Origin of the sequence: Streptomyces sp. NPDC017056 (assembly GCF_044332485.1) — a bacterium.
Lineage (GTDB): Bacteria > Actinomycetota > Actinomycetes > Streptomycetales > Streptomycetaceae > Streptomyces.
This window is the reverse complement of sequence record NZ_JBIRPD010000003.1, coordinates 575,243-595,443: the sequence shown is the minus strand read 5'-3', so window position 1 is coordinate 595,443 and position 20,201 is coordinate 575,243. Positions and strand designations below refer to the sequence as shown.

Annotated in this window: 16 protein-coding genes, 1 tRNA gene and 1 other RNA gene; 6 read left to right on the top strand and 12 right to left on the bottom strand. The window is 69.4% G+C overall.

Annotation, left to right across the window (positions count from 1 at the left end):
- Positions 1–288 precede the first annotated feature (288 nt).
- The gene (locus tag ACH4OW_RS08475; RefSeq protein WP_398025962.1) at positions 289–1,122 is read left to right on the top strand and encodes a pentapeptide repeat-containing protein; all 834 of its coding nucleotides are present in this window, start codon (positions 289–291) and stop codon (positions 1,120–1,122) included.
- 62 nt (positions 1,123–1,184) lie between these two features.
- Here ACH4OW_RS08475 and ACH4OW_RS08470 read toward each other — a convergent pair whose 3' ends face one another.
- The 10 genes from ACH4OW_RS08470 to ffs all read right to left on the bottom strand — a co-directional run bounded on the left by ACH4OW_RS08470 (position 1,185) and on the right by ffs (position 12,083).
- Complete coding sequence (locus ACH4OW_RS08470) at positions 1,185–2,066, bottom strand: SURF1 family protein (protein WP_398025960.1); 882 nt, start codon at positions 2,064–2,066, stop codon at positions 1,185–1,187.
- A gap of 215 nt (positions 2,067–2,281) precedes the next feature.
- Positions 2,282–3,553, bottom strand: a complete 1,272-nt coding sequence (locus ACH4OW_RS08465; protein WP_398025958.1) for a DUF4232 domain-containing protein — start codon at positions 3,551–3,553, stop codon at positions 2,282–2,284.
- Complete coding sequence (locus ACH4OW_RS08460; protein WP_338015960.1) at positions 3,550–4,125, bottom strand: SigE family RNA polymerase sigma factor; 576 nt, start codon at positions 4,123–4,125, stop codon at positions 3,550–3,552. Before ACH4OW_RS08460 ends, ACH4OW_RS08465 begins: the two co-directional genes overlap by 4 nt.
- A gap of 486 nt (positions 4,126–4,611) precedes the next feature.
- Positions 4,612–5,754 carry an aspartate-semialdehyde dehydrogenase gene (locus tag ACH4OW_RS08455; protein WP_398025955.1) on the bottom strand — a complete coding sequence of 381 codons (1,143 nt, stop codon included), beginning with the start codon at positions 5,752–5,754 and terminating at the stop codon, positions 4,612–4,614.
- On the bottom strand, positions 5,751–7,022 hold the full coding sequence (locus ACH4OW_RS08450) for an aspartate kinase (protein ID WP_360140404.1): 1,272 nt from the start codon (positions 7,020–7,022) through the stop codon (positions 5,751–5,753). The genes ACH4OW_RS08455 and ACH4OW_RS08450 overlap by 4 nt, the downstream gene beginning before the upstream one ends.
- A 318-nt stretch (positions 7,023–7,340) precedes the next feature.
- Entirely contained in the window at positions 7,341–8,006 is a 666-nt protein-coding gene (locus ACH4OW_RS08445) for a DUF5063 domain-containing protein (protein WP_360140407.1), read from the bottom strand.
- Positions 7,999–8,598, bottom strand: coding sequence for a recombination mediator RecR (recR, locus tag ACH4OW_RS08440; RefSeq protein ID WP_360140410.1), 600 nt, complete (start codon positions 8,596–8,598; stop codon positions 7,999–8,001). The genes ACH4OW_RS08445 and recR overlap by 8 nt, the downstream gene beginning before the upstream one ends.
- Before the next feature lie 191 nt (positions 8,599–8,789).
- Positions 8,790–9,149: a YbaB/EbfC family nucleoid-associated protein gene (locus ACH4OW_RS08435; protein WP_360140413.1), complete on the bottom strand. Its 360-nt coding sequence runs from the start codon at positions 9,147–9,149 to the stop codon at positions 8,790–8,792.
- A gap of 128 nt (positions 9,150–9,277) precedes the next feature.
- Positions 9,278–11,932, bottom strand: coding sequence for a DNA polymerase III subunit gamma and tau (locus tag ACH4OW_RS08430; RefSeq protein ID WP_398025952.1), 2,655 nt, complete (start codon positions 11,930–11,932; stop codon positions 9,278–9,280).
- 52 nt (positions 11,933–11,984) lie between these two features.
- An RNA gene (gene ffs, locus ACH4OW_RS08425) (signal recognition particle sRNA small type) lies at positions 11,985–12,083 on the bottom strand.
- Between the two features lie 120 nt (positions 12,084–12,203).
- Between ffs and ACH4OW_RS08420 the strand changes: the two genes are divergently transcribed.
- The 5 genes from ACH4OW_RS08420 to ACH4OW_RS08400 all read left to right on the top strand — a co-directional run bounded on the left by ACH4OW_RS08420 (position 12,204) and on the right by ACH4OW_RS08400 (position 17,853).
- Positions 12,204–12,291: transfer RNA gene (locus tag ACH4OW_RS08420), tRNA-Ser, on the top strand.
- A 700-nt stretch (positions 12,292–12,991) separates the two neighbouring features.
- A complete protein-coding gene (locus ACH4OW_RS08415; protein WP_398025950.1) occupies positions 12,992–13,780 on the top strand; it encodes a GntR family transcriptional regulator in 789 nt (262 codons plus the stop codon).
- A 2-nt stretch (positions 13,781–13,782) separates the two neighbouring features.
- Complete coding sequence (locus ACH4OW_RS08410; protein WP_398025948.1) at positions 13,783–14,532, top strand: glycosyltransferase family 2 protein; 750 nt, start codon at positions 13,783–13,785, stop codon at positions 14,530–14,532.
- Positions 14,533–15,238: 706 nt separating this feature from the next.
- On the top strand, positions 15,239–16,459 hold the full coding sequence (locus ACH4OW_RS08405; protein ID WP_398025946.1) for a putative T7SS-secreted protein: 1,221 nt from the start codon (positions 15,239–15,241) through the stop codon (positions 16,457–16,459).
- Positions 16,460–17,124: 665 nt separating this feature from the next.
- Complete coding sequence (locus ACH4OW_RS08400) at positions 17,125–17,853, top strand: hypothetical protein (protein ID WP_398025944.1); 729 nt, start codon at positions 17,125–17,127, stop codon at positions 17,851–17,853.
- Positions 17,854–17,914: 61 nt separating this feature from the next.
- On the opposite strand, the gene ACH4OW_RS08395 is transcribed toward ACH4OW_RS08400, so the two are convergent.
- The gene (locus tag ACH4OW_RS08395; protein ID WP_398026018.1) at positions 17,915–18,790 is read right to left on the bottom strand and encodes an FkbM family methyltransferase; all 876 of its coding nucleotides are present in this window, start codon (positions 18,788–18,790) and stop codon (positions 17,915–17,917) included.
- A gap of 94 nt (positions 18,791–18,884) precedes the next feature.
- A complete protein-coding gene (locus ACH4OW_RS08390) occupies positions 18,885–19,646 on the bottom strand; it encodes a GntR family transcriptional regulator (protein WP_398025942.1) in 762 nt (253 codons plus the stop codon).
- Positions 19,647–20,201: the final 555 nt, after the last annotated feature.

The following is a 20,201-nucleotide window of genomic DNA, read 5'->3' as shown; positions in this document are numbered from 1 at the left end:
CGGCCCCCGGCGGGGGGGCGGGGGGGGGGGGGGGGGGGGGCGGGGGGCGCGGGCCGGGGGGGGGGGGGGGGGGGGGGGGGGGGGGGGGGGGGGGGGGGCCCGGGGCCCCAGAGCCGCCCGGCCCAGCCCCCCGCCCCCACGCCACCCGGTCCCACCCCGGCCGGCCCCGCCCCGGCCGCGTCCCGGCCCCCGGCCCCGCCCTGCCCCCCACCTCCCCTCCCCCGCCTCCCGTCCCATCGGGGAGAATGGACGTCGTCACGTACGGCTTACGGCAGGAGAGCGTCCGCGGTGTCCCAGAAGCAGGAAGTCCCGTCGGCCGGCGGCGACCGTCTCGACCTCCAGGCCGACTGCGGCAGCTGCTTCGGGCTGTGCTGCGTCGCGCTGCCCTTCGCCGCCTCGGCCGACTTCGCCGTCGACAAGCCCGCCGGCAAGCCGTGCGGCAACCTCCAGCAGGATTTCAGCTGCGGCATCCACGCCCGTCTCCGCGACAAGGGCTTCTCCGGCTGTACGGTCTTCGACTGCTTCGGTGCCGGGCAGAAGGTCTCCCAGGTCACGTTCGGCGGCCGGGACTGGCGCGGCGCGCCGGGTTCCGCGCGGCAGATGTTCGACGTGTTCCCCGTCATGCGGCAGCTCCACGAACTGCTCTGGTACCTGACCGAGGCGCTGTCCCTGCCGCCCGCCCGCCCCATCCACAAGGATCTCCGGCGTGCGCTCAAGGAGACCGACCGGCTCACCCGCGGCAGCGCGGAGGCGCTCGCCGAGGTGGACGTCGCGGCCGTACGGCAGGACGTCAACGCCCTGCTGCTGCGTACCAGCGAGCTGGTCAGGGCTGGCGTTCCCGGCCGTAAGAAGAACCACCGGGGGGCCGACCTGATGGGCGCCCGGCTCAAGGGGGCCGACCTGCGGGGCGCGAATCTGCGCGGGGCCTATCTGATCGCCGCCGACCTCAAGGGCGCCGACCTGCGTGCCGCCGACCTGATCGGGGTGGACTTCCGCGACGCCGACCTGAGCGGCGCCGACCTGACCGGCAGCATCTTCCTCACCCAGGCCCAGCTGAACGCGGCCAAGGGCGACGCGGCGACGAAGCTGCCGCCGACGCTGAGCCGCCCCACTCACTGGTAGCGGCTGGTAGCGGCAGGTAGTGGCTGGTGGCGGCTGACAGCGACCGGTAGCGGGGTGGGGGCTCAGGGCTGCGATACGGACCGGCCCGCGGTCCCTGCTTCTTCTTCCCCTCGGGCCCCGTCCGTCTCCGTCTCCTTCTCCTTCTCCATCCCCTTCTCCGTCTCCTCCTCCGGAACCAGCCCCAGCGCCACGTCGCGTGCCGCCTCCGCCTCGCGGCGGAAGAGCCGGAACCACATGAAGAGGACGAACCCGGCGAAGACGAACCATTCGCCGGTGTAGCCGAGGTTCTGGAACGCCTTCAAGTCCAGCCCGCTGCCCTCCGCAGCCGCCGGCGGCACGGCCCGCAGCGGGGCCTGCGCGTCGGTGACGGTGACCCAGGCGTCGTAGACCTCGTACGGCACGATGTTGACCAGCGACGCCGCGCTGATCATGCCGAGCTGCCCCTGCGGCAGGCCGCCGCCCGCGTGGACCCCGTCCGTGCCCTGATTCTCGGACGCCTGCAGGGCACCGGTGACGGTCACCTCGCCGCTCGGCGGCGCGGGCACCTTGGCCCGTGCCTCCCGCGCGTCCGCGTCGCCCGGCAGCCAGCCCCGTACGACCGGGAGGGCCTTGCCGCCGTCCGTACGCAGCAGCGTCAGGACGTAGAAGCCACGCTTCTCGTCCAGGGTGCGGTCCGGTACGAGCAGCTGGTGCGCGGTGTCGTAGCGGCCGGTCGCGGTGGCCTGGCGGCCGGAGGTGACCTTGTCCACCGGCAGCAGCTCGTCCAGCGGCCTGGGCGTCGCGGCCTTCGCCTCGGCGGACCGGTCCTCCTGCTGGTGGTGCGTGTCGACACGGTCCTCGAAGCGGCCCAGCTGCCAGCTGCCCATGAAGACGCAGAAAGGAATCGCCAGTACGGCGAACACGTTGATTCCCCACCACCGCGGGGTCAGCAGGAATCGGTACACATCGCCAACGGTACGGGGAGCGCCACCGGGCCCGGACGGCGGGGCCGTTCCGCTCCCGCCACAGCCCGGCCCGCCACAGCCCGGTCCGCTACGGCCCGGTCCGCTACGGCACGCCAGGGTCCGGCCCACCACGGCACGGTCCGCTACCGCCCGCCGGCGCGGCCCGGCCGCCCGGGCAGTGGGCCGCCGGTGGGCCGCCAATGGGCCGCCGGGCGCTACTGGGCCGGCAGCGCCCCGGTCCGGTAGACCGTTCCGGCGCAGGCGTCCGGGATCTTGACGTCGGCCGCCGCGGGCTCCCCGGCCTCCGGGGTGTGGTTGAGGACCACGCCGCCGCCCGACGGCTTGGAGCCGCCGTTGCCGGGCGACCCTTCGTTGCCGCCGGCCTGGCCGCCGCCCGTGGTGCTCGCGACGCCCTCGCCGGAGGACGACGAGGAGGAGCCGGGGGACTCGCCGGGGTTCTTCGGCGGGGCCGGTGTCGGCGTGGTGCCGGGTCCGGCGCAGCCGGAGGCACCGCCGCCCGCCGCCGGGACCCACGCGAACTTGACCTCGTACGCCTGGCCCGGCTTGAGCACCAGGTTCTCCGGCGTGGTGATCGGGTCGGGCAGGCCGGGGGCGTCGTCGCCTGCCGTGTGGTCGACGACGGGGACCTTCGAGCTGCTCGTGCCGCCCTGGGGGACCACGCCCACCTCGCCACCACCCTCGACCGAACACGCGGTGTCGGAGGTGTTCACCACCCGGAACGAGCCGTAGACGCGGCCCTTGGAGTCGGCGGGGCCGACCGAGCTGACACCGTTGCCAAGCTGTGCGCGCGAGCAGGCGGGCGAGGTGACGTCCATCGTCCCGGACGGGTCGGGGGTGGTGCCCCCGGCGCCCGGCGGCTTGCCGTTCTTGCCCGGTTCCTTGCCCGGCCCTGCGGTCTTGCCCTCGTCGGACTTCTTGCCGCCGTGGCCGGACGGCGGCTTGCCGCTGCGCTCCGTGCCCTCGCCGTGCTCGCCCGAGGTGCCGCCCGGTGTGCGCTGCGTACTGGCGGCGTTGGCGGGCCGGTCCTCGGGGCCGTCGGCGAAGTCGGCCACCTGCACCATCGCGGGGATGGAGGTGCCGCCGAGCAGGACGGCCGCGATCGCGCCGACCACGGCGTGCCGACGCCGGCGGCGCCGGGCCGGTACCGCGCGGCGCAGCTGGTCGAGCGAGTCGGGGGCGGGTTCCAGGTCGCCGACGGCGGACCTGAGCAGCCGCCGCAGCTCGTCCTCGCCCACGCCGGAGCCGCTCGCGCCGGAGCCACCCATACCGGAGCCACCCATGCCGGGACCGCCGAAGCCGGGGCCGGCGTGGCCGAGGCCGTCGTCGCCCTGGCCGGCGTTGCGGCGTTCCTCCGGGTTTTGCTGTTCTCCCTGCTGGTGCGGTCGCTGCGGGTTCTCGGCGTTACGTGGGGCCTGCGGGTCGTGCGGGTCCTGCGGGTCGTACGGGCCGAACTGCTTGCCACTCATGCGGGAGCCTCCATGGCGACGCGCAGCGCCGCGATACCCCGAGAGCCGTACGCCTTCACCGAACCGAGCGATATCCCCAACGTCTCGGCGACCTGGGCCTCTGTCATGTCCGCGAAGTAGCGCAGCACCAGGACCTCGCGCTGCCGGCGCTGCAGCCCCCGCATCGCCTTGATCAGCTGATCGCGCTCCAGCAGGTCGTACGCGCCTTCCTCGGCGCTCGCCATGTCGGGCATCGGCTTGGAGAGCAGCTTGAGCCCGAGGATGCGGCGGCGCAGGGCGGAACGGGAGAGATTGACGACTGTCTGGCGCAGATAGGCGAGGGTCTTTTCGGGATCACGCACCCGCCCGCGGGCGGAGTGCACCCGGATGAAGGCTTCCTGGACGACGTCCTCGCACGAGGCGGTGTCGTCGAGGAGCAGCGCGGCCAGTCCCAGGAGCGAACGGTAGTGCGCGCGGTAGGTCTCGGTGAGATGGTCGACAGTCGTGCCCGCAGCCATCGCGTCGTCAGTATCCCCACGCTGGGAGGAGATCTGCGCGGGCTGCGCGGCGGGCCACGGGGCGATCACCGGCATGCCTCCGGGCATGCGGGGCCGCAACGGGCGCACCGCTGCGCCACCGGAGCCCCCTGGGGCGATCGTGATCCCGAGTACCTCTGCCACGCCTGTTGGACACGTTTCCCCCCATCAGGGTTGTACGCGTAAGACACCGCTTTTGATGGCGAGTCGAATGCCCTCATGCGTACCAGCTCTTCCCCAATACCCCATTTGTCCCGCAGGTCCATGGATGCCCTTGAGGGGCGGCCACAGAGACGCCCCCCACCCAACTGCCGGTTGCAGCAAGGGGGGAGCGAATAGTCGAACACACCGTCGGACCAGTTCAAGTGGTTTGGACCAACGATCCGCTCACAGGACCTTCACACTCCACTCAAGGTATCTCCTGTGCGGATCAGCGACAGCACCAATCGGGGCAGAGCCCGTCGTGAAATGCAACATCGCCGCGGGGAACGACGCTTCCCGGCCACCGGGCGGCGACTACCGGCCACGGCGCCCCGCCGCCGGTTACGCCGCCATGTCCGCCGCGATCACTTCGGCGATCTGCGCGGTGTTCAACGCCGCGCCCTTGCGCAGGTTGTCCCCGCACACGAAGAGCTCCAGCGCCCTGGGATCGTCCAGGGACCGCCGCACCCGCCCGACCCACGTCGGGTCCGTACCGACCACGTCGGCAGGCGTGGGGAACTCGCCCGCCTCCGGATCGTCGCAGACCACGACGCCCGGCGCGGACGCCAGGATCTCGTGCGCCCCGGCAACCGTGACCTCGTTCTCGAAGCGCGCGTGCACGGCCAGCGAGTGCGCCGTGATCACCGGCACCCGTACGCAGGTCACGCTGACCCGCAAGGCGGGCAGCCCCAGGATCTTGCGCGACTCGTTGCGTACCTTGAGCTCCTCCGAGGACCAGCCGTCCTCCTGGAGGGACCCGGCCCACGGCACGACGTTGAGCGCGACCGGCGCCGGGAACGGCCCGAGCGTGTCGCCCATGGCCCGCCGCACGTCGCCGGGCGTGGTGCCCAGTTCCGTACCGGAGACCGCGGCGAGCTGGGACCGCAGCGTGTCGACGCCCGCCGTGCCCGCCTCCGAGGCGGCCTGGTACGAGGAGACGACCAGTTCGCTCAGCCCGTACTCGGCGTGCAGCGCGCCCAGCGCGACGATCATCGACAGGGTGGTGCAGTTCGGGTTGGCGACGATGCCGCGCGGGCGCACCCGCGCCGCGTGCGCGTTGACCTCGGGGACCACCAGCGGCACGTCCGGGTCCAGCCGGAACGCGGCGGAGTTGTCCACGACCACCACGCCCTTGGCCGCGGCGACCGGCGCCCACTGCACGGCGACCTCGTCCGGTACGTCGAACATCGCGATGTCGATGCCGTCGAAGACCTCCTCGCTCAGCGCGAGGACCTCGACCTCCTCGCCCCGCACGGTCAGCTTGCGGCCGGCCGAACGGGAGTGGGAGTCCCCCCTGCCCGAACGCAGCTGAGAGCTCGGGGCGGCGATGAGCCGGATCTCGCCCCAGACGTCGGCCCGCTCGGAGAGGATGCCGAGCAGGACCGAGCCGACCGCGCCGGTGGCGCCGACGACGGCCAGATGCGGCTTACGGGCCGCGCGGTCACCCGCGCGGCCCGTAGCCGTACCCGAGAAGGGGGTCGTCATCGACCGGTGCCGCCGTACACCACGGCCTCGTCGCTCTCGCTGTCGAGACCGAAGGCGCTGTGTACGGCCTGCACGGCCTCCTTGACGTCGTCCGCACGGGTGACAACCGAGATGCGGATCTCGGATGTCGAGATCAGCTCGATGTTCACGCCCGCGTTGGACAGCGCCTCGAAGAAGGTCGCCGTCACGCCGGGGTTGGTCTTCATGCCCGCGCCGACCAGCGAGATCTTGGCGATCTGGTCGTCGTAACGCAGCGAGTCGAAGCCGACCGACGGCTTGGTCTTCTCCAGCGCCGCGATGGCCTTGCGGCCCTCGTCCTTCGGCAGCGTGAAGGAGATGTCGGTCAGCCCCGTCGCGGCGGCCGACACGTTCTGCACGACCATGTCGATGTTGACTTCGGAGTCCGCGATGGCGCGGAAGATCGTCGCCGCCTCGCCCGGCTTGTCCGGGACGCCGACGACCGTGACCTTCGCCTCGGAGGTGTCGTGCGCGACGCCCGAGATGATCGCCTGCTCCATGGGCTGGTCCCCTTGCGGTTCGTTGCTGACCCAGGTGCCGCGCAGTCCGGAGAAGGACGAGCGGACGTGGATCGGGATGTTGTAACGACGTGCGTACTCGACGCAGCGGTGCAGCAGCACCTTGGAACCGGAGCTGGCCAGCTCCAGCATGTCCTCGAACGAGATCCAATCGATCTTCCGGGCCTTCTTCACGACCCGGGGGTCGGCGGTGAAGACGCCGTCCACGTCGGTGTAGATCTCGCAGACATCCGCGTCCAGCGCCGCGGCCAGCGCGACGGCGGTGGTGTCCGAGCCGCCCCGGCCCAGCGTGGTGATGTCCTTCTTGTCCTGCGAGACGCCCTGGAAGCCGGCGACGATGGCGATGTTGCCCTCGTCCACGGACGTCTTGATGCGGCCCGGCGTCACATCGATGATCCGTGCCTTGTTGTGCACGGAGTCGGTGATGACACCGGCCTGGCTACCGGTGAAGGACTGCGCCTCGTGACCGAGGTTTTTGATCGCCATCGCCAGCAAGGCCATGGAGATCCGCTCTCCGGCGGTCAGCAGCATGTCGAACTCGCGCCCCGACGGCATCGGGGACACTTCCTGCGCGAGATCGATCAGCTCGTCCGTCGTGTCGCCCATCGCGGAGACCACCACAACCACCTGGTTGCCGTTCTTCTTGGCCTCGACGATTCGCTTGGCAACGCGCTTGATGCCCTCGGCATCCGCAACGGATGAGCCGCCGTACTTCTGCACGACAAGGCCCACGTGCGCTCCTCGCAACTGTCTCTTCGGGAGTTTCCTCCCGGACCCCCGGATATGGGGGTACTGCGGTCGGCTCAGTCTAACGAGCAGGCGGAATCCGCCTCGCCAATACCACATGGTGAGACATAGCGCTCACGTCACGATCGTCGTGGACCGGCGTGGGCGCGCCGTTGCGCCCGCTCGGCCAGCACATGCCCGCTTCTCACAAGGGCACACGGAAAGGTAAGCCAGGTCACACGGGACCCGGCGCCCCCTCGTACGGCCCCGGTGGGCCCCGCCTCAGACCTCGTACGGCCACGCTGGACCCCGTCGAGCCCCGCCTCAGACCTCGCGCAGCCCCAGCGGCCCGGCGATCTCCGCCGCCATGACCTTGCCGGCCTCCTCGGCGAGCCGCTCCTCGTCGCCGTCCACCGCGCCGCTGTCCGTGTCCAGGCCGTCCAGCTCGTCCAGCGGCTGGTCGAGGCGTACGTGGGCGACCAGCGACTGCAACGCGCGGAGCGCGGCGCTCGCCGTCGGCCCCCAGTTCGACAGGTACGAGAACTGCCACCACCACAGCGCCTCGCTGACCCGGCCGGCGCGGTAGTGCGCCAGGCCGTGCCGCAGGTCCGTGATGAGGTCCGCGAGGTCGTCGGAGATCCGGCACGCGACGGGCGCGCTGCGCGGCACATACGGGTCGAAGACCTCGGAGTACACGTCCACCGGGTCCAGCAGCCGCGCGAAGCGCTCGCGCAGCTCGTCGACGTCCGGCTCCGGGCCGACGTCGGGCTCGTACCGCTCGTCCGGCACGATGTCCTCGTGCGCGCCCAGGCGGCCGCCGGTCAGCAGCAGCTGGGAGACCTCCAGCAGCAGGAACGGCACCGCGCTGTCCGGCTCGTCGCCCTTGGCGACCTCGGTGACCGCGACGATGAAGCTCTCGATCGAGTCGGAGATCTGTACGGCGAAAGAGTCCGGGTCCTGCGTTGCGTTGTGGAGCGTGGCATCAGACATCGAGAAGTCTCCTCCCTTCGAAGGCCCGCCCGAGCGTGACCTCGTCGGCATACTCCAGATCACCCCCGACGGGCAGACCGCTGGCCAGCCGCGTCACCCGCAGGCCCATCGGCTTGACCATGCGCGCGAGGTACGTGGCCGTGGCCTCGCCCTCCAGGTTCGGGTCGGTGGCCAGGATCAGCTCGGTGATCGTGCCGTCCGCGAGCCTGGCCAGGAGTTCCCGTATCCGCAGATCGTCGGGGCCCACGCCCTCGATGGGGCTGATCGCCCCGCCGAGCACGTGGTAGCGGCCGCGGAACTCCCGCGTCCGCTCGATCGCCACGACGTCCTTGGGCTCCTCCACGACGCAGATGACCGCCGGGTCGCGGCGCGGGTCCTGGCAGACCCGGCACTGCTCGTCCTGCGCGACATTGCCGCACACACTGCAGAACCGGACCTTCGCCTTGACCTCCATCAGCGCGTTCGCGAGCCGGCGTACGTCGGTCGGCTCGGCCTGAAGAATGTGGAAAGCGATCCGCTGCGCGCTCTTGGGACCGACGCCGGGCAGCCTGCCCAGCTCGTCAATCAGATCCTGGACCACGCCTTCATACACGGAACGTCTTCTCTCTCTTCTGCCGTGCTGCGTACGCTAGTTGGCTCCTCCCCGAAATGGGAGACCAATCCCTCTAAGTCTTCGGCCCCGAAACCACGGAACCGCGGTCCCGGACACGGGGCCGGAGCCGTTCCCGGAGCCGGCGCCGGAGCCGTTGCCGGCTCTGCCGCCGGCTCCGCGGCCCCTCCGGCTCAGAACGGGAGGCCGGGGATGCCTCCGCCGCCGCCCAGCCCCTGGGCGAGCGGGCCGAGCTTCTGCTGCTGGAGCTGCTGAGCGCTGGCGTTCGCGTCCCGTACGGCGGCCAGGACGAGGTCCGCGAGGGTCTCGGCGTTCTCCTCGGCGGTGCCCGCCTCGGGGTCCACCGCCTTCGGGTCGATGACCAGCCCCTGGAGCTCGCCCGATCCGTTCACGGTCGCCTTGACCAGGCCCCCTCCCGCCGAACCCTCGACGGGGGTTTCGGCCAGCTCCTGCTGGGCCGCCGCGAGATCCTGCTGCATCTTCTGGGCCTGCTGGAGCAGCTGCTGCATGTTGGGCTGACCACCGGGGATCACTACGTGACTCCTGCCGTACGACAACGATTGGTGCGGTAGCCCGAGCCTACGTGCTCGAACGGCGCTACGCCCTACGCCGTACGGAGGAGCACGAGTGTGCGCCGGGTCACCGGCGCGGCGCCACCCGCTCAGTGCTCGTTGTTGAACTCCTCGACCACCGTCGCCCCCAGCTCGCGGACGATCAGGTCGTGGCCGCTCAGCGCGGAATCGACCAGGTCAGGGTCGTCCTCGGCCGGCATGTCGTCCTCTATCGACACCGACGAGGGCTCCGGCTCCCGGTACCCGGCCCCCGCCGCCGCGCCGCCCGGGCCACCCGAAGCACCGGATCCGTACGATCCGCCGCTCCCGCTGCCTCCGGCGCTCCCGGAGCCCGCGTAGCCGCCACCGGAGGCCGCGTAGCCGCCGCTGGAGGACCCTGCCGGCGCCACCGCCTGCCGCGCCGCCTGTGCGCCCTGGCCGCCGCCACCCGTAGCGCCGCCACCGGCTTCGTACCCGGAACCGCCGTCGTACCCGCCGGCGCCTCCGGAGGGGCCGCCCTGGGCCCCCTGGCCACCGGCCGCACCGCCGGCCTGCGACGGAGCCCCGGAGGCACCGCCGAAACCACCGCCGCCGCTGTTGCCAGCGAAGCCGCCGCCGAAGCCGCCCTGCGGCGCGCCGCCGCCGGAACCGCCACCGCCGGGAGGATTGGCGCCCCCGGACGGGTCGACGATCGCCTCGACCTTCCACTGCACGTTGAACTTCTCGGCCAGCGCCTGCCGCAGCACGTCCTCACTGCCGCCGTTGGCGAAGCTGTCCCGCGCCCCGGCGTTCGGGAAACCGATTTGCAGCGTCGTGCCGTCGAACCCGGCGACCTGCGCATTCTGGCTGAGCAGGATCCAGGTGAAGCGGCGCCGCCCCTTCACGGCCTCAAGGATCTCCGGCCACATCTGCCGCACCTGAGCGGCCCCCTGCGCCATTCCGCCGCCCTGCTGGGGCTGCTGCGACTGCTGAGGCTGCTGCTGCGACTGCTGGGGCTGCTGTACGGGTACGGACTGCGCCGGCGCGGACGGCGCCCCGCCACCGCCACCGCCACCACCAGGGGCGCCCTGCCCCGGGGCCGCAGCCGAAGGCCACCCACCGGGCTGGCGCGCGGCCGCACCGCCCTGGGTCTCCTGCCCCGGCCAGGCCCCCGGCCGCTGTCCGGCGCCGCCGCCCTGCCCAGGCCAAGCCCCAGGCTGCGACTGCCCCGCACCAGCACCGGCACCGGCACCGGCACCGGCATTCGTACCCATGCCCGGTCCGGCTGCCGGCCAGGCGCCAGGCGCGGAGGCGGCCTCGGGAGCACCCGCAGGCGCCGACTCCCGCGGCCCTGCCGACTCCCGCTGTCCTGCGGAAGGGGCAGGCGCGGCCGGCGCGACCGGCGCGGCAGCCTCGGAAGGCGCCCCCGCACCCGCCCCGGCTACCGCTCCGGCTCCGGAACTCGTCCCCCGCACCGCGGCACGCGCCGCGGCGGGGCCTGCCGGGCCCGCCGGCGGCCCGGCCGGCGGCGCGACCGCATGGCTCCCCGGCCCCGGTACGTACTCGACCGCGGGCCCGCCGACCCCGCTGGTCGCCACCGGCCCGCCGAGGCCCAGCCCGGCCGTGCTCGCGCCGCGCTCCAGACGGTCCAGGCGTGCCTGAACCGAGCGCTCGTCGTCGTACGCCGCAGGCAGCAGCACCCGCGCACAGATCAGCTCCAGCTGGAGCCGCGGCGATGTGGCCCCCCGCATCTCCGTCAGCCCCGCATTGACCAGATCGGCGGCCCGCGCCAGTTCAGCTCCCCCGAACACCGAAGCCTGGGCCTGCATCCGCTCCACCACGTCGGCGGGCGCGTCGATCAGGCCCTTCTCCGCCGCGTCCGGCACCGCCGCCAGGATCACCAGGTCCCGCAGCCGCTCCAGCAGGTCGGCGACGAACCGCCGCGGGTCGTTGCCGCCCTCGATGACCTGGTCCACGACCTCGAAGGCCGCCGCGCCGTCCCCCGCCGCGAACGCCTCCACGATCGAGTCCAGCAGCGACCCGTCGGTGTACCCGAGCAGAGCCGTGGCCATGGCATATGTCACACCGGCGTCGCCCGCCCCGGCGAGCAGCTGGTCCATCACCGACATCGAGTCCCGCACGGACCCGGCCCCGGCCCGCACGACCAGCGGCAGCACGCCCTCGTCGACCGGAATGTCCTCCTGCCCGCACACCTCGCCCAGGTACTCGCGCAGGGTCCCCGGCGGCACCAGCCGGAACGGATAGTGGTGCGTACGCGACCGAATCGTCCCGATGACCTTCTCGGGCTCGGTCGTCGCGAAAATGAACTTCAGATGCTCCGGCGGCTCCTCGACCACCTTGAGCAGCGCGTTGAAGCCCGCCGACGTGACCATGTGGGCCTCGTCGATGATGTAGATCTTGTACCGGCTGCTGGCCGGCCCGAAGAACGCCTTCTCCCGCAGCTCACGCGCGTCGTCCACACCACCGTGCGAGGCGGCGTCGATCTCGATCACATCGATGCTCCCCCGCCCGTTCCGGGCGAGATCCACGCACGACTGGCACTCCCCGCACGGGTCGGGAGTGGGACCTTGCTCACAGTTCAGACAGCGCGCCAGGATCCGCGCACTGGTCGTCTTGCCGCAGCCACGCGGGCCACTGAACAGATACGCGTGGTTGACCCTGTTGTTACGCAGGGCCTGCTGCAGCGGATCGGTCACGTGCTCTTGCCCGATGACCTGAGCGAAGGTCTCGGGACGGTAGCGGCGGTACAGCGCAAGGGACGACACGCATACGACGATATCGGCCCCCACTGACAACCGGGCCGCCCCCGATCCCCGAAACGCAAACGCCCCCCACGCACCCGCCAGAGCTCACTTACCCTTGCTGCCTTCCGGCCCTGGGGGAGTTCGGTGAGATAGCGCCACGTGAGGGGCTGCGCCCAACACTAGCGGATCCCCCGCCCAACACACGACCCCGCCCCACCCCAAGATCACTCCCCCACCCCCGCCACCCGACCGTGTTCGCGAGCACCCCTCAACGTCTTGTATTGTTTGCGGCGGAGGATTCGCCTAGTGGCCTAGGGCGCACGCTTGGAAAGCGTGTTGGGGGCAACCCCTCACGAGTTCGAATCTCGTATCCTCCGCCAGTGCCTCACCGGGCACTACGTCGAAGGCCCCTACCGTCCGCGGTGGGGGCCTTCGTCGCGTTCCGCCTCAGTTTCCGTCTCAGTTGACCGCTGAGGCGCCTCCCGAGCGGCCGTCTCTCCCGCCACCCTCGCGCTCCGACCCGGGCCCGCCCCAGAGCGCATCCCCGACCTGATTGGCGACCTGCTTCAGGAGCGGGCCCGTCACGTACATGTACCGAGCCCGCATCCGGGCCGAGCCGCCCGGCTCCCAGCTCATGATCGCGTCAACGATCACGTCCGGGACTCCCAGCAGAAGGAGGACGATGCCGGCCGCGTGACGAGCGTCATGAAGCCGTCCATCCCGTACACCCGCGTCCTCCAGCAGTCGCTTCCACCAGTGGAAATCAGTGTTCGGATTGAGCGGCCCACCGGCCGGCTGGGCAGAGACATACCCCTTGCCCTCCCACCCCTCCCCTTCACCTGGCGCTCGCGCTCCTGCTCCTCCTACTGCTTCCGAAGCGCAAATATCGGACGCTTCCTTCGACCCCCTTTCACGGAGATCTCCGGGCGCGCACTGCGGGTTTGCGCAGTTCTGCCGGTGCAAGCAGGCATGGGCGAGCGACACAACAGGCTTTTAAGGCCTCTTGCCCTCCACATGTCGTCAACTCCTCTTGAGGACTTATGCTGAAACCGTCCAACGATCAGGGACGGTGAGCACCACATGGCCAAGAAGTACGAGCGGATCGCTGACGAACTGCGTCAGCACATCCGCGCAGGCCAGCTGAAGCCGGGAGAGCGTCTGCCGGCGGAGACCACACTCGCGAAGCAGTACAAGACCAGCGTGCCGACGATGCGCGACGCGCTGGGTGAACTGCTGGCCGAGGGGTTGATCGACAAGCGGCACGGGGTCGGCAACTTCGTCCGTAAGCCGCCGCCGCGTGTGGAGCGCACCAACGAGCGTCACCAGTGGGAGAAGGACCGGGCGCGCGCGGCGCGGAACGAGCGCGAGCAGACCGGCGCCACCGAGCACGACACTGGACTCACCGTCTCCGATCTCGTCTTCAAGGCCCAGTACCGCGAAACGAAGGCCGACGAGGACCTGGCCGCCGCCTTCGCCGTCCCCGTAGGCACCCGGCTGCTCGAACGCGTCTACCGCACCTACCCCCGCGACGAAGACGCGGCCTTCAGCCTCGTGTGCTCGCACCTCGTCCACGACGTGGTGGCGGCCAACCCGGACCTCCTCGACGAGTCCAACGAGCCGTGGCCGGGTGGCACGCAGAGCCAACTGCACACCATCGGCATCGAGGTCGACCACATCGTCGAGCGGATAACGGCCCGGCCTCCGACAGCAGAGGAGGCCGAGGAGCTCGGCCTCCAGAAGGGCGTCTCCGTGATCGTGCTCCGCAAGATCTCCATCGACACCGAGGGACGGGTGGTGGACGTCTCCGACGTGATCATGCCCGGCGACCGCACCGAGCTGGTGTTCACGACCCGACTGGACCGGTGGTGACGATGACGAACCTCATCACAGTGATCACGGCCGTCCACCCGCCGGCCGCGAAGTACCTGGCCGACGCGTACAAGTCGCTGACCGAGCAGCAGCTGCCGGACGGCTGGGACTGGCAGTGGGTGATCCAGGAAGACGGCGAGACCGATGCCGTAACGCCCCACCTGCCCGACGACCAGCGCATCTCCTTCGGCCAGGGCCGACAGGGCCGCGCCGCGGTCGCACGCACTCTGGGCCTGTCCCGCGCCGAGGGCGAGTACGTCAAGGTCCTGGACGCCGACGACATGCTGACCCCGGGCGCCCTGGCACGCGACCTCCAGGCCCTCACGTCCGACTCGACGCTCGGCTGGGCCACCTCCCGCGTACTGGACCTCCTCCCCGACGGCTCCACCGTCGGCTTCGACCAGGACCCGCCAAAGGGGCCGATCGAACGCGGCGCAGTCCTCCAGCACTGGAAGGCCCACAACTACCGCGCCCAGGTCCACCCGGCGACCCTCTTCATGCGCCGTGACTTGCTCCTGGCGCTGGGCGGCTGGATGGCCCTGCCGGCGAGCGAGGACACGGGCCTGCTGATGGCGCTGAGCGCGGTCAGCCGCGGGCACTTCTCCGCTGAGACGGGCCTGCTGTACCGGAAGTGGCCGGGGCAGGCTACTAACCAGGCAGCTCACGTTCATGAGGGGGAGCGGGAGGCGCGGTTCGCGGTTGTGGAGGCTCGGGCTCGGGTTCTGGCAACTATGGGCGATTGGCGCTACTGAACCGCATAGTTACGACCGTGGAGCGGCTGTTGGGGTGAAGCTCACCCTAACAGCCGCTCTTCGTTATTCCGCTCCGCCACGTCCTGATGTCGGCACGACAATGCCATGTCGCGGTGGCCATTTGGCTTTGCCTGGGGCCAGGCTGGTGGTAGGCCCATGGCCTCCTGGCCCTTGTTTCCGGTGCCGCCCGGCGTTATGGCCACGCCCCCATCGTGCCGCTGTCCCTGTTAAGGCGGGGTAATGGTTCCACCCTCTCCGCCGGGCCGGGATCTTGTCACTGTTAGGCTGCTGAGCCCGTATGGCAGGTAGGTGCAGGAGAAAAAGGGAGGGCTCTCTTGCCGGGGACTTTCAAAGTCGATGTGCATGAACTCGGCTCCATCTCGCGGAAGCTCGACGAGAGCGTCACCGGAATGCAGGCCGTGACGCGCAAGATGGATCAGGCTACCGCAGGGCAGCTAGGGCATGACTCTTTGGACTCCGCCTGTTCAGACTTCCAGTCGAAGTGGAAGTACGGCATCGGTCAGATCGCGGATCTGGCGAACTCCATACGCGGATCAATAGATGCAACTGCAGAATCCTACCGGGCGTGCGAGACGGGAATTCAGCAGGCGCTCTCAAAGGGAAGTGAGGGAATTGTTTCCCCTGCTCCGTCCCCGACGCATTCGACATCCACTTCTGCATCGCGAGTCTTCGGGTAAGGGAATCCATGAGCGGCGGCGGCAAGATACCTTCCGAGGCGGCAGGGTTTCCAGGACTCGGGTTCGATCCAGCCCCCGGCAGCCTATCGGCGGTGCGAGCACTCGCGGATCAGTCGTTTGAGGCGCACCGAAACTTGAGTTCGGTCTGGCAGACCCTGAATTCCATTACTCGTGGCGGAGACAAGTGGAGCGGACTTGCCGCGGACGCATTTTCCGCTAAGGTGAAAGAACTGCCGAAGCTCGTCGACTCTGCGACTCAAAGCTTCTATGACTGCGGTTACCAGCTCAATGAGTGGTCCGCGAAGCTGTCGAGCATGAAGTCCCGGTCAGCGGACCTGGAGGCCCGTGCGGTAACCGCCCGTTCGCATGTGCGGGACGCAGAGGAGAACCCGAGCCTGGGGCTGGCAGGGCAGACATTCGACACCGATGAAGAGCTGCACAGTGCCGAGCGGCGGCTGAACCAGGCGGTAAAAGAGCTTGATGCTGCCAGGAGCGCTCTCAACACGCTCATCGAGGACGCGAAGCGGCTCAAGCACCAGCATGACGAGGCTGGGGAAAAGATCGCAGAGGCCGTCCGCAAAGCCTCCGAAGCAGCCCCCGACGAACCAGGCTTGCTGGACCGAATCGGCGACGCCGTAAAATCACTGGCCGAGGCCAATTCCCTTCTCGCCCATCAGGCGTGGGATTGGGTGAAGAACCACGCCAATGCCATCGCCGCTGTCGGTGACGTCCTGTCTACGGTCAGTGCCGTCATCGGCGCCGCCGGAGTAGGCATCGCTGCTCTCGGCCTCGTCTTCCCTCCCTCCGAGATCGTTCTCGTACCGCTGACTGCCGGCATGGAGGTCGTATCGTCCGGTTTCGCGGCAGGGGCGCTCGTGCTGCACGGCACCGCTCGTATGGCGGGCGGCGAAGACGTGGTGTCGAACCGGACGTTGATACAAGACGGGTTGGGCACGATCCCGTTCGGTGGCGCCGTTCGCGTCGGAGGAAAACTGGGCACCGCAATCTTCAAGAGTCGTGCGGCGGACGCAGCCTCCAACTTCGGACTGGTTGACTCCTGGGCAGGGCTGTTCGGAGATCCATCCGTGTTCGAGAACTTCAAGCCGACAAACCGTCGTCAGGCCATGGAGCTGGGGCTTCCCGGTGGTGGCGGACTCATGTTGGTTGCTCTGGAGAACGCGTGGAAAAAGGGAAGCACGAAAGACCAGGACAGCACCGGTGGCGGGTGAGGTACGAGCATGAATGACGAGACGGCAGCAGCACGTTTCGACGGACGCCAGGCTGTCGAAGTCGTCTTCACCGGATTCGGAGCGATGCGTGCTGATCGAGTCACCTGGATCGGCTCGGAGCTGGGCTATGCCCTCAGTGCCGATGAGCCGTACGGACGAGGACAGCGTCGTCTTCTCTTCACCCGTGACGACAGTCCGGCAGCCCGGCAACGTGCCCAAGCGACACTGGATCGCGTGCGGGCGGCCGGCTCGTGGAGCGCCGTCACTCATCCTTGGTCAGGGCCAGGGAGCGTTCCTCATATTCCGTCCGCCGCCAACCCGCCGCTGATCCACCCGGAGCAAGCTGCGCGTGCGCAGAGGCAGGTCAAGGCTTACGAGGGATGGCACCCGGCTCAGCTGATCACCGTGTGTTGCGTCTTCGCCGCCGGGTTTTTCGCACTGGCGTGGGCCGTTCGTGAGACGGTGCCGGTCGCAATAGGCTCCTGCATCCTGGGCATTCTGTGCCTGGCCGGGACCGCTCTCGGACCGCGGTACACGAGAAACTGGCACCAAAGGAATCTGCGTCTGCTTGACCGTTTCCGTCGTCAGCAGGCAGCCCAGTTCCCAGTCCCGCCCCCTTCCCCTGCTCCTGCGAGTCCGCGCCATGACCAGATGGGAAGCTAGAGTTGGAATTCATCGCACCTGCCGGTTTCACGGAAATTCCTATAGGGATGACTCCTGAGGAAGCGCGAGAGGAACTCATCTCGCGCGTGTCACGGGAAGCGCTCGAAGCGAGGCCCGTAGCCTACGAGAACCTTGTGAGCAACCTGCAGAAGGTATCGCAGGCACTCGAAGAGTCCGGGACGCTGTATGCAGGCACCTGCCTGCGCGCCTACGAAGGCGAACTGTCCCTCGGCACCTTGCTTGTTACGGTAACGCCCTTCGCGTTCGGAGATGCGGCAGTGGCGGCAGACGGTATGGTGCGATCCCTGATCGCCGCACGAGGAGATGGCTGGGCCGGAACCGTACTCGATACGCCTGTCGGCCCAGCTGCTGTACTGACTGGCGTAAACGGCTTCGTAATCCCCGCTGAGACATCAGAATCGGGAGAAGAGCTGAACCTGCCGATGGCAGAAATGCAGGTGTACCTTCCCGTACCAGAGGGCGTAGAGAGCCAGGAGCAGTGTCTCGTCTCCTTCAATTTCACGACGCCGTGTGAGGGCCACTGGGAAGCATACTGCTCCGACATCGTGGCATTGCTGAACAGCGTGACGTTCGACGAGCCGGACCACACTCTGCCCGAGGGAGGCCCGCAGCCCACCTCTCCGAGTTCGTCTGTGCCCTCACCGCCGGCGCAGCCCTTGCCCGGTGCGACACACGCTGATGGCAAGGCACCCGCGACGCCCTTCGGCTGAAGCCTTGGTGAAGTCGGGTTGATGATGTGCTGGGGCCATCGGAGCGGCTATCGTCCCGAAACTACGGCAAGTATTCGGCGTCAACGCGGGAGAAGAGCAACTCGCTCTCCTCGGTGATCGGCTCCCGCCACCGGACCGGCACCGCTGCTTCGCGTCGCAAGGCTGCCGGATAACGGCTGGCGGTGTAGTCGTTCGGAAGGCGGTACATGTGGAACCCGTTCGCCCGCAGCGCGCCCAGCAGTTCCTCGGCCGATTCCCCGAGTTCGAGCATCCGCTGCGGCGTCACCTCGATGGCCAGCTCCGCGTCGGGCCGAAGCTGGTCGAGCAGCGGGACCAGCCCCCGTACAACGGAGCCCTCAGCCCCCTCCACATCGATCTTGATCACCCGCGCTCGCGCGAGCTCATCAGCGCTGAGGACATCCGACAGCGGCTGAGCTGCTACTTCGAAGGTGGACTCGGCCTCGCCGGCATACGGCACGATGCTGTTGGCACCCATGTTGTGGGAGCTCGCGAGGATGAAGGTGAGCATCTCCTCGCGGTCCGAGATCGCGGCATTCACCGCACGAACGTTTCCGCACCCGTTGAGCGCCACCTGCTTGCGCAGCACGCGATGGAAGTCGGGGGACGCCTCCAGAGCAACCACAGCCCCCTTCTCGCCGACCAGCCGCGAGGCGAGCAGGCTGTAGTAACCGATGTTCGCGCCCACATCCACGAAGACGTCGCCCGGCCGGAGACGACGCTCCAGCCATCGCGTCAGGTGCGGCTCCCAGACCCCGAAGAGGTAGATGTACCGCTGGATCAGGTCCTGGGTGTCGGTGACGAAGGTGGCGCCGAAGCGCGTACGGGCTCGGCGGATGCGCGGATGGTCACGCAGACCGGCGTTCAGGTAGGACTCCACGATGCCGGCCTTGCCGAGCGTGCCGGGGGCGTAGCGCACGTACCAGCGGGAGAGGTCCAGCTTGAACTGCGTGAGGAGAGAAGTCACCTGAGCCCCCGAAGAAGTTGAGCCGGCCGAGCGGATCCGGATCACCCTACGTACGGTGCTCGATCGGGATCTCGTAAACGATCTCGCAGTACGCGTCCGGCACGATGATGTCCGCCGTTTCGACCGGCCGGCCGTCCTCCGAGATGTAGGTACGCCGGATGTGCGTGACCAGCGCGCTCTTCGGGATGCCCAGAAGGTTCGCCTCCGCGGCAGTGGCTTGCCGGGGCTCCGGCCGCTCGACGGCGTGAGTGATCACCACGCCGATGGCGGCCATCCGCTCGATAACGCCTCGGCCGGCGTACGGTCCGCCCTCGGGCAGCACCACGATCGTGCCCTCGGTGATGCTGTACGGCTCCCAGCTGGTCGACAGCTGCACCGGCTTCCCGTCGGCCAGGAACTCGTAAGCCGTGCGGACGCACAGGTCGCCCTCGGCGATGCCGAGCCGCGAGGCGATCTCACGCGGGGCGGGCACCTTTGCTTCGGTGCTGTGCTCCCACGTACCGTGCTTCCCGAGCCCCGCCATGTCGGCGCGGAACGGCGATCCGCCGCGCTGCTCCCGCGACGAGGACCTGACCATGCGCAACCGCTGACGCGGCTCAGCAACGTAGGTGCCGGAACCGGCGCGACCCTCCAGCAAACCCTGCGCGATCAGCAGCTCCTGCGCGCGCCGGATGACGTTGTCGCCCACCCCGTACTCGCCGGCGAGCTGCGCGCGCGACGGCAGCCGGTCACCGGGGGACCAGTCGCCGTTGGCGATGCTCTGCCGGAGCCGGTCAGCGACGGCGAGGTACGGAGGCTGCTCAGGCATGTAGCAAATCTAGTCCACTAGCTCTATTCTAGTTAACTAGCTTCATAGTGAGTGATCCATCTGCAACGGAGAACCCGCCGTGCCTGCACCTGCATCCCGAGCGCAGGACATCGCGGCACGGCTCACCGCCGCCGGCTACGAGCCCCACGTACACCGGCGCCTCACCCGGATCCACGTCGTGACCAAGGTGCTCGGCGAGCCGTCCCCGACCCGCTGGCAGGCCCTCCTTGCCACATTAGACCGCGCTGATCGATTCGGCCTTCGGGGGAACGAGCACGGGCTCACCGCCTGGGCCCTCGTCTGAACGATGCCGTGTCGACAGCCCCCAACAGACGCAGAGGACGGCACTCTTCCAGCCGCTGCACGGTTGCTTTTCGAGAGCGCCCCCGCCCTGCAGCATCGCGTCCGCTTGCCGACCGTGCGGCACGCGCTGAACGTTCTGCAGGTGGAGGGGCTGATCGAGAAGCGCCACGGGCGAGGCAATTTCGTCCGAGCCAGTGGGCCAAAGGATCGAGTACGCGAACGACCGAAACCATCGGACCGCTCAGCCTCCCC

Coding starts and splice junctions, on each gene's coding strand:
- ACH4OW_RS08405 (WP_398025946.1), top strand. CDS start 15,239: ATGAGCGGCGGCGGCAAGATACCTTCCGAGGCGGCAGGGTTTCCAGGA.
- ACH4OW_RS08390 (WP_398025942.1), bottom strand. CDS start 19,646: ATGCCTGAGCAGCCTCCGTACCTCGCCGTCGCTGACCGGCTCCGGCAG.
- ACH4OW_RS08455 (WP_398025955.1), bottom strand. CDS start 5,754: ATGACGACCCCCTTCTCGGGTACGGCTACGGGCCGCGCGGGTGACCGC.
- ACH4OW_RS08460 (WP_338015960.1), bottom strand. CDS start 4,125: ATGCCGGTGATCGCCCCGTGGCCCGCCGCGCAGCCCGCGCAGATCTCC.
- ACH4OW_RS08410 (WP_398025948.1), top strand. CDS start 13,783: ATGACGAACCTCATCACAGTGATCACGGCCGTCCACCCGCCGGCCGCG.
- ACH4OW_RS08465 (WP_398025958.1), bottom strand. CDS start 3,553: ATGAGTGGCAAGCAGTTCGGCCCGTACGACCCGCAGGACCCGCACGAC.
- ACH4OW_RS08445 (WP_360140407.1), bottom strand. CDS start 8,006: ATGTCTGATGCCACGCTCCACAACGCAACGCAGGACCCGGACTCTTTC.
- ACH4OW_RS08415 (WP_398025950.1), top strand. CDS start 12,992: ATGGCCAAGAAGTACGAGCGGATCGCTGACGAACTGCGTCAGCACATC.